Genomic DNA, 14,628 nt, shown 5'->3' on the forward strand with positions numbered 1-14,628 from the left:
GAACTTTAGCCTGCGACCTGCCGGAAAGTGAAATCCGGGTACCGCGCCCGCCGGCCGCGCCTCAGTCGTCGTCGCCGAGCACCGGTTCCGGCAGCGTGCCGGCGTTGTGCTCGAGCAGCCGCCAGCCGCGGGCGCCCTCGCCCAGGACGGACCAGCAGCAGTTGGTGAGGCCGCCGAGGCTCTCCCAGCTGTGCGGTTCCAGCCCGAGCAGCCGGCCGATGGTGGTGCGGATCGTGCCGCCGTGGCTGACCACGACGAGGGTGCCGTCCTCGGCGAGCTTCTCGGCGTGCCGGAGCACCACGGGAGCGGCGCGGTCGGCCACCTCGGTCTCCAGCTCGCCGCCGCCGCGGCGGACCGGCTCGCCGCGCTTCCACGCCGCGTACTCCTCGCCGTGCCGGGCGATGATCTCGTCGTGGGTCAGCCCCTGCCAGACGCCCGCGTAGGTCTCCCGCAGGCCCTCCTCCAGGGTCACGTCCAGGCCGGTGAGCGCGGCCAGCTCGGCGGCCGTGTTCGCGGCGCGCGCGAGGTCGGAGGCGACGATGGCGTCGGGTCTCAGGTGCACCAGCAGCTGGGCGGCACGGCGGGCCTGGGCGACGCCGGTCCCGGTGAGCTCGACGTCCGTGGTGCCCTGGAATCGGCGCTCCACGTTCCACGAGGTCTGGCCGTGCCGCCAGAGGATGACCCGCCGGCCGCGGCCGGGCTGCCCGGCCGTCACCTCGCCGGTGGCGCTCATCGCCAGTCCCCGTCGGTCTCCGTCGCCTCCTCGGCGGCCCGGAGCCTGGCGTGCTCCTCCGCCTTGCCGCGGGTCTCCTTGGCGTCGGCGGGCAGCTCCAGCTCGGGGCAGTCCTTCCACAGCCGCTCCAGGGCGTAGAAGACGCGCTCCTCGCTGTGCTGGACGTGGACGACGATGTCGACGTAGTCGAGCAGGACCCAGCGGGCCTCGCGGTCGCCCTCGCGGCGTACCGGCTTGGCGCCGAGTTCCTTGCTGAGCCGTTCCTCGATCTCGTCGACGATCGACTTGACCTGGCGGTCGTTGGGCGCGGAGGCCAGCAGGAAGGCGTCCGTGATCGACAGCACGTCGCTGACGTCATAGGCGATGATGTCGTGCGCGAGCTTGTCGGCCGCCGCCTGCGCGGCGGTGTTGATGAGTTCGATGGAGCGGTCGGTCGCGGTCACTGCCTGGCTTTCGGGTCGGCGGTCGGTTGACCTCAAGGGTCTCACGACCGCCGACGGCGGCCCACGTGATAATCACCCGCCCGCCAGGAGGCCGGTCTCTGGGAGGCCGTTCTCTGGGAGGCCGGTCCCTAGGAGGCCGGTTCGTAGTCCTGGCCGAGCACCACCGAGACCCTCGCGTTCGCGGAGACCTCGCCCTGGGTGACGGAGCCGGTGGGCAGGCCCAGGGTCTTGGCGACCTGGACGGCGTTCTCCTTGTCGGCGGCCTCGGCGTAGACGACCTTCGACGTCGCCTGGGTGCCGGACCCGGTGCCGCCCTCCAGGAAGGTGAAACCGCCGTTGAGGAGGACGACGCGGGCCTTGCCGGTGCGGTCCTCGACGCCGGTGGCGTTGCGGACGGAGACACTGACGGCCGCGTCCTTGTCGGGGCTCTTGGCGGTGCCGCCGAGGACGTCCTTGACGACGCTGTCGCCGGCCTCGGCGCTGAGCCTGCCGTCGTCCTGGACGGGCAGCAGCGTGGTCTTGAAGTCGCCGCCCTTGGCGAGGTCGGAGAGCCCGGCGAGGAAGGAGCCGAGGTCCTTCTCGGTCAGCGGCGGGTCGAGGATCAGCCCGAGGGTCTGGACGGTGGTCGTCGCGGCCGCGGGGTCCGAGGACAGCTTGCGCAGCACTCCCTGCATGACCTGCCCGAAACGCCGCAACTGGGCGTCCGCCTCCTCGCCGGAGCCGCGGTGGGTGGCGTAGGCGACGGCCATCTTGCCGCTGAGGGTCTGGCCCTCGCCCTCGCGTACGAGAGGGTTGGCGCCCTTGTCCTTGGCCTCCGGGTCGGGGACGTCGGTGTCGGTGTCGACCTCGATGTTGCCGACCAGGTCGACGAGGATCTGGAGGTAGGGCGTGTCCAGGCGCCAGGTGCCCTCGATGTCGGTGCCGAGGGCCGAGTCGAGCGCGGTCCGGGTGGCGTCGGGACCGTCGTCGTCGACGGACTTGGCGAGCGTGGTGGTGCTGCCGTCGTCGCCGGTCAGGGAGAGGGAGTTGGGCACCAGGACGGCGGTGCCCTGCTTGGTGGTGGTGTTGTCGACCAGCAGCGCGGTGGAGGTGCCGCCGCCCTTGGTGTCGTGCAGGTGGACGGCGATCACGTCGCGCTTCTGGGCGCCCGCCGCCGTCGTGCCGCCCGCCCTGTCGTCCGAGGAGGACAGCCCGGGCAGCTTTCCGGCGGACCAGAGGTAGCCGACGCCGCCGACCGCGACCAGCGACAGGACGACCACCAGGGCGACGACACGCGCGCGTGCGCGTCGCCGGGCCTCCTCACGGCGCTCGGTGCGGTTCTCCGTGAACTTCATCCAGTCGATGACGTCCTCGGAGTCGTCGGTGGGCTCCTCGACGAAGGCGAACTGCTCGGTCCGGTACTCCCGGTCGGGTTCCGCGGCCGCCGCGGGGGCTTCCGCTTCCGGTTCGCCGGGCGGGCCCGCCTGCTGCGGGATGTAGGCGGTCTGCTCGGCGACCCGGGGCTGCCCGCCGCTGGTCGCGGCCTGCCCGTACGGGTCGTACGAGGGCTGCGCCCGCGTGCCGGAGGCGTAGCCGTCGTAGGAGCCGTAGCCGGGGGTGGGCGGCTGCTGACCGGTGTCGTAGCCGGTCTGGGAGCCGTAGCCGTCATAGGTCTCGTACGGCTGTGGGGCGGGCTGCTGTCCGCCCGTGGCGTACGGGTCGTAGCCGTAGCCCTGCTGCCCGTACTGCTGGTTCTGCTGGTTCTGCTGACTTTGCTGCTGTGCGTACGGGTCGTACGCCTGCTGCCCGCCGGGCTGGGCCGGGGCCTGCCCCTGAACGGGGCGGTACACGGGCCGGCCGTACTCGTCGTAGCCCACGAGTTCGTACTGGTCGCCGCCCTCGCCGCCGTACCCCGCGTCGTATCCGTCGTTCACCGGTGCCCCTCTCGGCTCACTCGCCGCGGTACAGCTGGCGCTTGTCGATATAGCGCACGACCCCGTCCGGCACCAGATACCAGACGGGATCGCCCTTGGCGACTCTCGCACGGCAGTCCGTGGAGGAGATGGCGAGGGCGGGGACCTCGACGAGTGAGACGCCGCCCTTGGGGAGTCCGGCGTCCGTCAGCGTGTGGCCGGGCCGGGTGACGCCGATGAAGTGCGCCAGGGAGAACAGTTCCTCGCTGTCGCGCCAGGTGAGGATCTGGGCGAGGGCGTCGGCGCCGGTGATGAAGAACAGGTCGGCATCCGGGTTCAGCTCGCGCAGGTCGCGCAGGGTGTCCACGGTGTAGGTGGGGCCGCCGCGGTCGATGTCGATGCGGCTCACCGAGAACTGCGGGTTCTCGACGGTCGCCACGACCGTCATCAGATAGCGGTCCTCGGCCGCGGAGACCGTGCGGTGGCTCTTCTGCCACGGCTGCCCGGTGGGCACGAACACCACTTCGTCGAGGTGGAACTGCGCGGCGACCTCACTGGCCGCCACGAGGTGCCCGTGGTGGATCGGGTCGAAGGTGCCGCCCATGACGCCGAGGCGGCGCTTGCCCGACGACGACGGGCCGCTGCCCCGGCCGGTGGCGCGGGCGGGCACCGCGCGGTTCTGCGTGCCACGCGCCGGCGCGTGCGCCGTGTCGTGCGCCGGACCGGTAGGCATGTCCTGCTCTCCCATGCGTGCAGACCCTACCGGCCCGGCCCGAGGGCTCCTGCCGGGCCCACTGCCCCCCGGGCTCAGCGGTCGCGGTTGAACCGGGTGGTGATCCACAGCAGGAGCATCAGGATGACGAACGCGCCGATGCCGGTGACGTAGGGGCTGAGGCTCTCGTGGTTGCCGCTGTGCTCCTCGCCGCCCTCGGAGGCGAGGGTGACAAACTGGGCAGCGGTGCTGTGGAAGCTCATCTTCGGCAGGACCTATCCGGTGTGGGCGGGATAAAGACGTCCGCTCATCGTAAGCGGGCGCCTCACGGGCGATCACGCCGACTCCGCCGTTGGTGACCGGTGGTGACCGGTCGGAGGGGTCCGGGGAACCTTCGGATCTCCTCAGTCGTCCTTCCGCTTGTACCCCCGCAGCAGGAACCACGCGGTCAGCACACAGCCCACCACCATCACGATCAGCACGACCCGGAGCAGATTCCCCGCCCCTTGCTGCTCGGCCGCCGTCGCCGCGGTGGCGAGCCAGTCGGTGTGGGGGGTGTGCGCCATGACGTGGACTCCTTCGTTGCACTGCCCGTCCACGGTATCTCCGCCTAGGCTGGGCTCGGCTTCGGGGGCGCAAAGGGCCGCACAAGGGTTCGCAAAGGGCCAGACACACGCACAGGCCACAGAGACGCACAGGCCACACACACGCACATGGGGGAAGACATGTCCGACGGCCACCAGCACAACGGGCACGAGAACGTGCCGAGCAGGCAGCGCAGGCGCTTCCCCGGAATCTCCTCGCGTGCGTACGAGCATCCGGCCGACCGTTCCGCCCTGGTGGCGCTGCGCAAGCTGAGCGGCTTCGACACGGTCTTCAAGGCGCTGAGCGGCCTGTTGCCCGAGCGGAGTCTGCGGCTGCTGTTCCTGTCCGACTCGGTGCGGGTCTCGGACCGGCAGTTCGCCCATCTGAACGTGATGCTGCGCGACGCCTGCTACATCCTGGACCTGGAGAAGGTCCCCCCGATGTACGTCAACCAGGACCCGACCCCGAACGCGATGTGCATCGGCCTGGACGAGCCGATCATCGTCGTCACCACGGGCCTCGTCGAGCTGCTGGACGAGGAGGAGATGCGGGCGGTCGTCGGGCACGAGGTCGGGCACGCGCTGTCCGGGCACTCGGTCTACCGGACCATCCTGCTCTTCCTCACGTCCCTCGCGGTCCGGGTCGCCTGGATCCCGCTGGGCAACCTGGCGATCATGGCGATCGTGACCGCGCTGCGCGAGTGGTTCCGCAAGTCGGAGCTGTCCGCCGACCGCGCGGGTCTGCTGGTCGGCCAGGACCTGGAGGCCTCCATGCGGGGCCTGATGAAGATCGCGGGCGGCAACCACCTGCACGAGATGAACGTGGACGCGTTCCTGGAGCAGGCCGACGAGTACGAGGCCGGGGGCGACCTGCGCGACTCCGTGCTGAAGATCCTGAACGTGCTGCCCCGCACCCACCCCTTCACCACCGTGCGGGCCGCCGAACTGAAGAAGTGGGCGGCCTCCCGGGACTACCAGCGGATCATGGACGGCCACTACCCGCGGCGCGACGAGGACAAGGACACCTCGGTCCGGGACTCCTTCCGCGAGTCGGCGTCCAGCTACGCCACGCATGTGCGCGGCTCCAAGGACCCCCTGATGAAGCTGGTCAACGACATCGCGGGCGGCGCCGGTGACCTCGGCGACCGGATGCGGCGGGGCTTCGGCGGCTTCACGGCCTCCCAGCCGAGGCCGCCCAAGGACGCGGACGGGGCCGAGGGGGCCGGCGGCGGGGCCGACGGACCGGAGGGTTCCGGCGGCCCGGGCGCTCCGGACGACCGCCCGCCGCGCGACGGCGCCTGAGCGGACGGACGGGCGGCGCCCCCGCCCCTCACACCCTCGGCTGGGCGTCGGCCGCGAGGGTGCCGCACAGGGCCGTGGCGTTGTCCGTGGTGTACGGGTCGGTGCCGGCGGGGGCGCGGGTCCCGGCCGTCTGGCCCGCGAGCAGCGGGCGGAGGTGGCTCGCCGAGTCCTCGGCGCAGGAGAGCGGCCCGGCCTGGACGTAGGCCGCGACGAGCTGTGTCTGGTGCAGCCGCAGATCGTCACGGTCGAAGCGGAAGTGCAGCTCCCGCCGGACGGTGAACAGCGACGCCTCGGCCCCCTCGTCGCCGGCGGACCGCAGCGGGTACACCATGGTGTGGTCGGCGGTGACCTCCAGCGTGGACGCGTCGCTCTCCACGGCCCGCAGGCTGCCGTTCACCCTGATCTCCGCGTCGGCCAGCTCGGCACGGGCCGGGTCGAAGCGCACCAGCCACCCGGTGGGCGCGTGCCGGCCGTCCGCGACGGGCTTCTCGAAGCTCTTGTCGAACTGGTCGAGCTGTTCCGGGTCCAGCAGCACCCGCACCGAGCGGACCTCTCCGCCGCCGAGCACGTCCGGGTCGAGCGCCGAGCGGACGATGTAGTTCTTGGCGGTGGTCAGCGCGTTGAGCACCTGGTCGTCCGAGAAGTGCGCGGTGCGCCGGGCCCCCGGCAGCGGGACACCCTCGGCCGCGGTCCGGAAGTCCGCCGCGGGACTGTGCTCGTACAGGTGCACGGCGTCGTCGGCGCCGGGCACCCTGCTCTCAGGGGCAAGCGGGACGACGGTCATCCGCACCGGCTCCGCGGCCCGCTGCGCGTCGGGGCTCTGGTACGGGTGCCGTACGCCCATGTAGATGGCGGTGCCGAAGGCGACGGCGATCAGCACGACCAGGACCAGCGCCTGACGGGACAGTCCGGCCCGGCGCAACGGCGTGCGGCGGCGTACGGCGGGCGCGTGGTCGGCCAGGCGCTCCTGGGCGGAGAACTCCTGGAGGCGGGCAGCGCGGACGAACGACTCGTCGAAGACGACGGATCGGTACTCTTCCTCTCCGCCTCCGGGGGAGCCCTCGGGCGTCCCGCCGGGCGGACCGCCAAGCCCTGCCATACCTTCAGGGTAGGTCTGCGGAAGGTCGCGTAAACGCGCCGGTGCAGGTCAAGTTGGGACAGGTTCCCGGCGGCAGGACGGCAGGTCAGGGGCTGCGCGGAATCACCGAGACGGCCGGCTGGGAGTAGTCGGCGGAGGCCGAGGGGGTCACGGTGCCGCCCTGCTCGGGGCCGGTCGAGGCGGGTGGCGGGACCCGCGGCGTGCCGCCGCCCGAGGACGCGCCCCGGTAAACGGCCACGAAGGCCAGCGCAACCATGCCGACGCCCATCACCAGGGCGAGTATCCAGGCGACGGGCCGGTGCCAGCGGACCTGCTTGCCGTGCGCCGCGGGAGCGCCGTACGGGCGGTCGAGTGGGTCGCGGTCGTCGTCCGGATCGTCGAGGTCGGGATCATGGCCGAAATCGCCGTATCCGTCGTCGTACCGCTCGGCTCTTCTGCGGCCGCGGCGGGCCGCTTCCGCCTCGGTGGCCTCGGCTCTGGCCTGTGCGGCGGCCAGGAGGCGTTCGACGGCGGTCGGTTCGTGCACCGCGGCCGCCTGTACGAAGGCCTCGTCGAAGACCACGGAGGCGAACTCTTCGTCCGACACCCCGTGGTCGTGGTCGTCGTCGGGCTCCCAGCCGTCAGGGAACGGCCTACCCCCCACGTCCTCCGGCACGGGTCCAGAGTAGACCTGGTGGGTCGTTTTGGGCAGACGGCGGGGAAATTCATCCGGTGAGTGAGATGCCCCGATCGGTTCAGGGGCGCGGCCGAGGGTGCGTGCCGTTCACATATGCCCCCGGCGTGCACCGCGGCGCCGACCCGCCCGCCGGCGCGCGACCCGCGCACCGGCGCCGTACGTGCCCGTCAGCGCCGCACGTGCCCGTCACCGGTGACGATGTACTTGGTGCTGGTCAGCTCCGGCAGCCCCATCGGGCCGCGGGCGTGCAGCTTCTGCGTGGAGATGCCGATCTCGGCGCCGAAGCCGAACTGACCGCCGTCGGTGAAACGGGTGGACGTGTTCACCGCGACCGTGGTGGAGTCGACCAGCTGGGTGAAGCGGCGGGCGGCCTGCTGCGAGGTCGTCACGATGGCCTCGGTGTGGCCGGAGGTCCACAGCCGGATGTGCTCGACGGCCTTGTCGAGGGAGTCGACGACCGCCGCGGCGATGTCGTAGGACAGGTACTCCGTCTCCCAGTCCTCCGGCGTGGCCTCGACGGCCGTCACCTTGGAGCCCTCGGCGTACGCCATCACCCGCTCGTCGGCGTGCACGGTGACCCCGGCCTCGGCGAGGGCGTCCAGCGCGCGGGGCAGGAAGTCGGCGGCGATGTCCTGGTGGACCAGGAGGGTCTCGGCGGCGTTGCAGACGCTCACGCGCTGCGCCTTGGAGTTGATCAGGATGTCGACGGCCATGTCGAGGTCGGCCTGCGCGTCGACGTAGACGTGGCAGTTGCCGGTGCCGGTCTCGATGACGGGGACGGTGGACTCCTGGACGACCGTGTTGATCAGGGAGGCGCCGCCGCGCGGGATGAGCACGTCGACCAGGCCGCGGGCGCGCATCAGCTCGCGCACGCTCTCCCGGCTCTCGCCGGGCACCAGCTGCACGGCGTCGGCGGGCAGCCCGGCCCCGCCCACGGCGTCGCGGACGACCCGGACGAGGGCGGTGTTGGACTGGTAGGCCGAGGAGGAGCCGCGCAGCAGGACGGCGTTGCCGGACTTCAGGCACAGGGCGGCGGCGTCGACCGTCACGTTGGGCCGGCCCTCGTAGATGATGCCGACCACGCCGAGCGGCACGCGGACCTGGCGCAGGTCGATGCCGTTGGGGAGGGTGGAGCCGCGCACGACCTCGCCGACCGGGTCGGGCAGCGCGACGACGTCACGCACGTCGGAGGCGATGGCGCGGACGCGCTCCGGGGTCAGCGTCAGCCGGTCGATGATGGCCTCGCTGGTCCCGGCGGCGCGGGCCTTGGCCACGTCCTGGGCGTTGGCCTCGACGATCTCGCTCGTACGGACCTCCAGCGCGTCCGCGACGGCGAGCAGCGCGTCGTCCTTCGCGGCCCGCGGCAGCGGCGCGAGGTCGGCCGCGGCGGACTTGGCCCGGTAGGCGGCCCGGGTGACCGGGGACATCGAGTCGTACGGCGAGAGCGTGGTCATGGGGGAAGCGTAGTAGGCCGGGATGGGACCCCACCGGCCGTCCCAAACCCCGAGACACGGCCCGGACGGCTGAAAACGGCACCAAAAGGGGTGATCTCCGGACTGGAAAGGGGTGAACCCCGGACTAGAAGGGGTGAACCCCGACCGGTGTCGCCGGGGCCGGTCCGTACCCCGCCGCGATGCGCTGGTGGTACGTCGCCCGGTCGATGACCTCCAGGCCGACGATCTCCCAGGGCGGCAGTCCCGCGGTCTGCCGGTGCTCGCCCCACAGGCGCAGGGCGACGGCCGCGGCGTCGTGCAGGTCGCGGGCCTCCTCCCAGTACCGGATCTCCGCGTGGTCGTCGGCGTAGCGGCTGGTCAGCAGGAAGGGGTGGTCGTGGGCGAGCTGCTCCAGGGCGCGCCGGACCTCGGCGAGCGGGGCCCGGGTGCCGGAGACGCTGAGGGTGACGTGCCACAGGCGCGGGGTGTGCTCGGGCTCCTCGCCCCGGAACCGGTCGCCGGCCGCGACGCTGGTCAGGGCGCGCTCCTCGCCGGCCGGGCGGGCCGCGTTGCGGGCGCCGCCACCGGGGCGGGCGCGGGAAGCCGCCGTTCCAGGGCGTACTCCGCTCACGACGGGCCTCCTTCAGGCACACGGCTGGGCCCGGTGGTCGGCCGGGCTTGTCCCTGAGGAAAGTTGAGCAGGCTACGCAAGATCGCGGGGCGGTTTTGCGGAACGTCCACCGCCGATTCGGGGACGTTTCGACCTATTACGGGTGCAGGATCACCAGATCGTCCCTGTGTACGACCTCACGTTCGTACGCCGGTCCGAGTTCGCGCGCGAGTTCCCGGGTGGAGCGGCCGAGCAGTCGGGGAAGCTCCTTGGCGTCGAAGCTGACGAGCCCCCGGGCCACCGCGCGCCCCGCGCCGTCCCGCAGCTCGACGGGGTCGCCCGCGGCGAACTCGCCCTCGACGCCGGCGATCCCGGCCGGCAGCAGCGACTTGCGGCCCTCCACGACCGCGCGCACCGCCCCGTCGTCGAGGACGAGCGCCCCCTGCGGAGTGGAGGCGTGCTGGAGCCACAGCAGCCGGTCGGCGGAGCGCTTGCCGGTGGTGTGGAAGTAGGTGCCGGTGTCCTTGCCGGCCAGGGCGTCGGCCGCGTGGACCGCGCTGGTCAGCACCACGGGGATGCCGGCGGCGGCGGCGATCCGGGCCGCCTCGACCTTGGTGACCATGCCGCCGGTGCCGACGCCGGCCTTGCCCGCGCTGCCCATGTCGACGCCCGCGAGGTCGGCCGTCTCCCGGACCTCCGCCAGCCGCGAGGTGCCCGGCCTGCTCGGGTCGCCGTCGTACACGCCGTCCACGTCGGACAGCAGCACCAGCAGGTCGGCGCGGACCAGGTGGGCGACGAGGGCGGCGAGCCGGTCGTTGTCGCCGAAGCGGATCTCGTCGGTGGCGACGGTGTCGTTCTCGTTGACGATGGGGAACGCGCCCATCGCCAGCAGCTTGTCGAGGGTGCGGGAGGCGTTGCGGTGGTGGGCGCGGCGGCTCATGTCGTCGCTGGTCAGCAGCACCTGGCCGACGCGGACGCCGTAGCGGGCGAAGGACGCGGTGTAGCGGGCGACCAGCAGGCCCTGGCCGACGCTGGCGGCGGCCTGCTGGCGGGCCAGGTCCCTGGGGCGGCGGCGCAGGCCCAGCGGGGCGAGCCCGGCGGCGATGGCGCCGGAGGAGACGAGGACGACCTCCTTGTCCGTCCCCCGCACCTTGGCCAGGACGTCGACGAGGGCGTCGACCCGGTCGGCGTCCAGACCGCCCGCCGCGGTGGTCAGCGAGGAGGAACCGACCTTGACGACGATCCTGCGGGCCTCGCCCACGGCCTGCCTTGCCCCAGCCACTGTTGCCGCCCGCCCTCTCCCGTCGACGCGCGCCGATCCGGGCGCTCGCCAGGCAATCTACGCGAACGGGGACGCGTCCCGCGCCGCGGTCCAGGCTGCGGACAGGGGCCGCGGCGCCCACCGGGTCAAGGGGGCCGTCAACACGCGCGTGTCGTCCGGAGGTCGGCCGCCGTTAACCCGGATGTCCGATGCGCGACGAGCAAGCCTGGAGCGACCGCAGTGCCCCTATCCCTGCCCCGCCGCAGTCTTCCCCGCCGCCCTGCTCCCCGCCGGGGTTTCCTTCGCCGCCGGGGCCTCCTTCCCCGCCGAGCCCTCCTTCCCCGCCGCCCGGCTTCCCGCCGGGGTGGCCTCCCCCGCCGCGGTTTCCTTCCCCGCCGCCCCGCCCCCCGCCGGGGCCCCGTCCGGTTCGCCCTCGCCCGCCCTCGTCTGCTCCGGCTCGCGCTCCCCCGCCGGCGGACCGCCGTGAAGCTGCTCGTCCTCGGTGTGCTGGCGGCCGCCTTCGCCGCGCAGGCCGTGGGGGCGCTGCTGCCGCACGTGCCGCTGCTGCTGGCGGCGACCGCCGCTTCGCTGGCCGCCGAGGCGGTGCTGTACCGCTGGCAGCGGGGCATGGTGTCGCTGTTCGCCAAGTCGCACGCCGACGTCACGGTGCGGCACGTGCTGCGGGACCTGCTGCTCGTGGTGGGCCTGCTGCGACTCGGCGAGCAGCACCGGGAGACGGTGTACGCCCCCCTCGTCGCCGGGCTGCTCGCCTTCTACGGGCTGCACTGGGCGATCCAGGCGGTGTCCGTCCTGGTCCGGCGCACCCGGACGCTGCCCGTGGTGACCCGGAACATCGACGCCTCGGCGCTGCGGCTGACCCCCGCGCCTCCGCTGCTGCTGCGCCGCCCCGGGCACCGGCTGGCGGCCTTCGGACTGCCGGCGACGGCCGGGCTGCTGGCGACGGCGGCCACCGACGCGCCGGTGTACGGCGCGGCCGGCCTCGCGCTGTCCCTGTCGGTGGCGTTGACGGGCCTCGGCGCGCTGCTCCTGCGGCTGCTGCCGGGGCGCCGGCCGGCGGGCGAGCAGGAGGTGCTCGACTGGTTCGAGGCGTGGCTGGCGGAGTACCGGCCCACCGTGGGCCTGTACTTCTCGGGCGGGGCGTCCTCGGCCTACCAGGCCAACATGTGGCTGGAGCCCCTCGCGCGGCTGGAGGGGCGGCCGGTGATCGTGCTGCGGGAGCGGTTCATGGTGCAGCGGATCGCGGCGACCGACATCCCGGTCGTGTGCCTGCCGAAGGTGTCCACGCTGATGCGCCTGGAGCACTCCACCCTCCGGGTCCTCCTCCACCCCTCCAATTCCGGGAAGACCTCGCAGGTCCTGCGCATCCCCACGATCAAGCACGCCTTCGTCAACCACGGGGAGAGCGACAAGCTGTCCTCGTGCAACCCGTACGCGAAGGCGTACGACGAGGTGTGGGTGGCCGGTCCGGCGGCGCGCGAGCGGTACGCGCTGGCGGAGGTCGGCGTCGAGGACAAGGACGTGGTGGAGATCGGCCGCCCGCAACTGGACGCCGTACGGCCGTACGCGGGGCCGCCCGCCCCGGGGGCGTTCACGACCGTCCTGTACGCGCCGACGTGGGAGGGGTGGGACGGCAACCCCGGCAACACGTCGGTGGTCGAGGCCGGCGAGAACCTCGTACGGGCGCTGCTCGCGGACCCGGGGGTTCGGCTGCTGTACAAGCCGCATCCGCTGACGGGGTCGGTGGATCCGCGGGCCGGGGCCGCCGATCTGCGCATCCGGGAGCTGGTGCGGGCGGCGAACCGGGAGCGGAGCGGGCCCCGGCCCGGGACCTCGGCGGCCGGAGAGCTGGCCCGGCGGACGGCGGAGCTGGACCGGCTCACCGCTGCCGGCTTCCGGTCGGCCGCCGACCAGGCGGAGCGGATGCTGCGCCGCCCCGCGCCGGAGCCCGGGCGGGCCGGGGCCGTGACGCGGGCGACGGCCGCCTGGGAGGAGGCGTACTGGGCCTCGCTGCCCGAGTGGGAGCACCGGGTCGTCACGGACGCCCGGCCGCCGCTGTACGCCTGCTTCAACCGGGCCGACCTGCTGATCAGTGACGTGTCGAGCGTGATCAGCGACTTCCTGGCGAGCGGCAAGCCGTACGCGGTGACCAACACCAGCGGGCTGGCCGAGGACGGGTTCCGCAAGACGTTCCCGACGGTGGCGGCGGCGACCGTGCTGACGCCGGACGCGGCCGGGGTGCCGGAACTGCTGGACGCGGTCCGGCACCCGGAACGCGACGAACTGGCCGCAGCGCGCGCCGCGTTGGCCCTGCGCCTGCTGGGCCCGGCCGAGCCGCCGTCCCAGGAGCGCTTCGCCGGGGCGGTAGGGGCGCTGTGCGCGGCGGCGGGGGAACACCGGGCGCGGATGGCGGAACGGCTCGCCACGGAACTCGCGCTCCCCGGCCCACGACAGCAGCCCGCGCCGCTGCCCGCGGGCAGTCGCGGCGGGCCCCGCGCCGGGGGCTGATCCGCGGGGGGGGGGCTGATCCGCGGGGGGGGGCTGATCCGCGGGGGCGGCCCCCCGTTCCCCCCGTTCACTCCCCCCCGTTCACCGCCCGGCGGTCACCCGCGTCGGTCAGCCGTGGTGGTGGCGCCAGCCCTGCCAGGCGGACTCGATCATGTCGTCCAGGTCGTGACCGGCCGACCAGCCGAGTTCCTCGTGGGCGCGGTCGGCGGACGCGACCACGCGGGCCGGGTCGCCGGGGCGGCGTTCGGTCACGTGCGGGGCGACGTCCTGCCTGCCGGTGACCTTGAGGATGCGGTCCACCATCTCCCGTACCGAACTGCCCTCACCGCGTCCGATGTTGAGGGTGAGCGACGTGCCCTCGGGGGCGTCCGTCAGGCGCCGGGCCGCCGCGAGGTGGGCGGAGGCGATGTCCTTGACGTGGATGTAGTCCCGTACACAGGTGCCGTCCGGCGTGGCGTAGTCGTCGCCGAAGACGCGCGGGGCGTCACCCGCCTCCAGGCGCTCGAAGACCATGGGGATGAGGTTGAAGACGCCGGAGTCGGCCAGCTCGGGGGCGGCCGCGCCCGCGACGTTGAAGTAGCGCAGGGACGCGGCGCGGATGCCGTGGGCCCGGGCGGCGGCGTTGATCAGCCACTCGCCGATCAGCTTGGTCTCGCCGTAGGGGCTCATCGGCAGGCAGGGGGTGTCCTCCGTGACGAGGTCCACATCGGGCATGCCGTAGACGGCCGCGGAGGAGGAGAAGACGAGGCGGCCGACACCGGTCGACGTCATGGCCTCCAGGAGGGTCGCCAGGCCCGTCACGTTCTCCCGGTAGTAGTGGAGCGGCCGCTCCACCGACTCCCCGACCTGTTTCTTGGCCGCGATGTGCACCACACCTGTCACAGCATGGTCACGAATCGCGCCCTCCAGCGCCGCCCGGTCCAGCACGCTGCCGACGACCAGCGGCACCCCGTCGGGCACGCGGTCGGTGCTGCCGGTGGACAGGTCGTCGTACACGACCACGCGTTCACCGCCGTCGGCCAGGGCGCGCACCACATGCGCTCCGATGTACCCGGCTCCGCCCGTGACCAGCCAGCTCATCCTCATGCCTCCCAGGTCTTCGTCAGTGGGTGCAGACTCGTCCGTGTGCGCCGGAAAATCGAGTCGGGCACATGGGGCGGAAGGCGACGGAAGTCAATAAAGAGGACAGGGGGGCCGAATGTGAGGAAGTTCTCCAGGCGCTTCGAAGCGATGGATTCGGGCCTCCCGTCCCGGCCATTTCCCGCTGTGACAGGGCACAGACGGTCCGACTACCGTGCCAGCGGAAACTCCGCGTGAATCCTTTACGCTGATGCGGCGGCGCGCTCCAGGCCCCAAC

The 14,628-nt window shown here is 72.9% G+C and carries 14 protein-coding genes; 2 read left to right on the forward strand and 12 right to left on the reverse strand.

The annotated features are described in order from the left end of the window. Positions 1-61: 61 nt before the first annotated feature. The 6 genes from ACFW48_RS01790 to ACFW48_RS01815 all read right to left on the reverse strand — a co-directional run bounded on the left by ACFW48_RS01790 (position 62) and on the right by ACFW48_RS01815 (position 4,346). Positions 62-733 carry a histidine phosphatase family protein gene (locus ACFW48_RS01790; protein ID WP_375915197.1) on the reverse strand — a complete coding sequence of 224 codons (672 nt, stop codon included), beginning with the start codon at positions 731-733 and terminating at the stop codon, positions 62-64. Beyond that, the gene (rsfS, locus tag ACFW48_RS01795) at positions 730-1,176 is read right to left on the reverse strand and encodes a ribosome silencing factor (RefSeq protein ID WP_121746980.1); all 447 of its coding nucleotides are present in this window, start codon (positions 1,174-1,176) and stop codon (positions 730-732) included. Before rsfS ends, ACFW48_RS01790 begins: the two co-directional genes overlap by 4 nt. A 128-nt stretch (positions 1,177-1,304) precedes the next feature. Next, on the reverse strand, positions 1,305-3,089 hold the full coding sequence (locus ACFW48_RS01800; RefSeq protein ID WP_386309437.1) for an LCP family protein: 1,785 nt from the start codon (positions 3,087-3,089) through the stop codon (positions 1,305-1,307). Between the two features lie 16 nt (positions 3,090-3,105). Continuing rightward, the gene (gene nadD / locus ACFW48_RS01805) at positions 3,106-3,816 is read right to left on the reverse strand and encodes a nicotinate-nucleotide adenylyltransferase (RefSeq protein WP_386309439.1); all 711 of its coding nucleotides are present in this window, start codon (positions 3,814-3,816) and stop codon (positions 3,106-3,108) included. A 59-nt stretch (positions 3,817-3,875) separates the two neighbouring features. Then, complete coding sequence (locus ACFW48_RS01810) at positions 3,876-4,043, reverse strand: hypothetical protein (protein ID WP_121746983.1); 168 nt, start codon at positions 4,041-4,043, stop codon at positions 3,876-3,878. A gap of 141 nt (positions 4,044-4,184) precedes the next feature. Then, the gene (locus ACFW48_RS01815) at positions 4,185-4,346 is read right to left on the reverse strand and encodes a hypothetical protein (protein ID WP_167355229.1); all 162 of its coding nucleotides are present in this window, start codon (positions 4,344-4,346) and stop codon (positions 4,185-4,187) included. Positions 4,347-4,505: 159 nt separating this feature from the next. Here ACFW48_RS01815 and ACFW48_RS01820 point away from each other — a divergent pair, with 159 nt between their 5' ends. Beyond that, positions 4,506-5,666, forward strand: a complete 1,161-nt coding sequence (locus tag ACFW48_RS01820; RefSeq protein ID WP_386310236.1) for a M48 family metallopeptidase — start codon at positions 4,506-4,508, stop codon at positions 5,664-5,666. A gap of 28 nt (positions 5,667-5,694) precedes the next feature. Here the strand turns inward: ACFW48_RS01820 and ACFW48_RS01825 are convergent, their stop codons facing one another. The 5 genes from ACFW48_RS01825 to proB all read right to left on the reverse strand — a co-directional run bounded on the left by ACFW48_RS01825 (position 5,695) and on the right by proB (position 10,766). Next, on the reverse strand, positions 5,695-6,765 hold the full coding sequence (locus tag ACFW48_RS01825; protein ID WP_386309442.1) for a hypothetical protein: 1,071 nt from the start codon (positions 6,763-6,765) through the stop codon (positions 5,695-5,697). Positions 6,766-6,850: 85 nt separating this feature from the next. Further along, on the reverse strand, positions 6,851-7,420 hold the full coding sequence (locus ACFW48_RS01830) for a hypothetical protein (RefSeq protein WP_386309444.1): 570 nt from the start codon (positions 7,418-7,420) through the stop codon (positions 6,851-6,853). A 188-nt stretch (positions 7,421-7,608) separates the two neighbouring features. Continuing rightward, positions 7,609-8,895: a glutamate-5-semialdehyde dehydrogenase gene (locus tag ACFW48_RS01835; protein ID WP_210962548.1), complete on the reverse strand. Its 1,287-nt coding sequence runs from the start codon at positions 8,893-8,895 to the stop codon at positions 7,609-7,611. A gap of 124 nt (positions 8,896-9,019) precedes the next feature. After that, the gene (locus ACFW48_RS01840) at positions 9,020-9,505 is read right to left on the reverse strand and encodes a hypothetical protein (protein WP_386309446.1); all 486 of its coding nucleotides are present in this window, start codon (positions 9,503-9,505) and stop codon (positions 9,020-9,022) included. 136 nt (positions 9,506-9,641) lie between these two features. Then, positions 9,642-10,766, reverse strand: coding sequence for a glutamate 5-kinase (gene proB / locus ACFW48_RS01845; protein ID WP_386309448.1), 1,125 nt, complete (start codon positions 10,764-10,766; stop codon positions 9,642-9,644). A 462-nt stretch (positions 10,767-11,228) separates the two neighbouring features. Here proB and ACFW48_RS01850 point away from each other — a divergent pair, with 462 nt between their 5' ends. Continuing rightward, positions 11,229-13,271, forward strand: coding sequence for a hypothetical protein (locus ACFW48_RS01850; protein ID WP_386309451.1), 2,043 nt, complete (start codon positions 11,229-11,231; stop codon positions 13,269-13,271). Positions 13,272-13,379: 108 nt separating this feature from the next. On the opposite strand, the gene galE is transcribed toward ACFW48_RS01850, so the two are convergent. Continuing rightward, complete coding sequence (gene galE, locus ACFW48_RS01855) at positions 13,380-14,351, reverse strand: UDP-glucose 4-epimerase GalE (protein ID WP_386309453.1); 972 nt, start codon at positions 14,349-14,351, stop codon at positions 13,380-13,382. Between the last annotated feature and the right edge of the window lie 277 nt (positions 14,352-14,628).

The sequence above is a fragment of the Streptomyces sp. NPDC058812 genome, from assembly GCF_042744565.1.
GTDB classification, from domain to species: domain Bacteria; phylum Actinomycetota; class Actinomycetes; order Streptomycetales; family Streptomycetaceae; genus Streptomyces; species Streptomyces thinghirensis.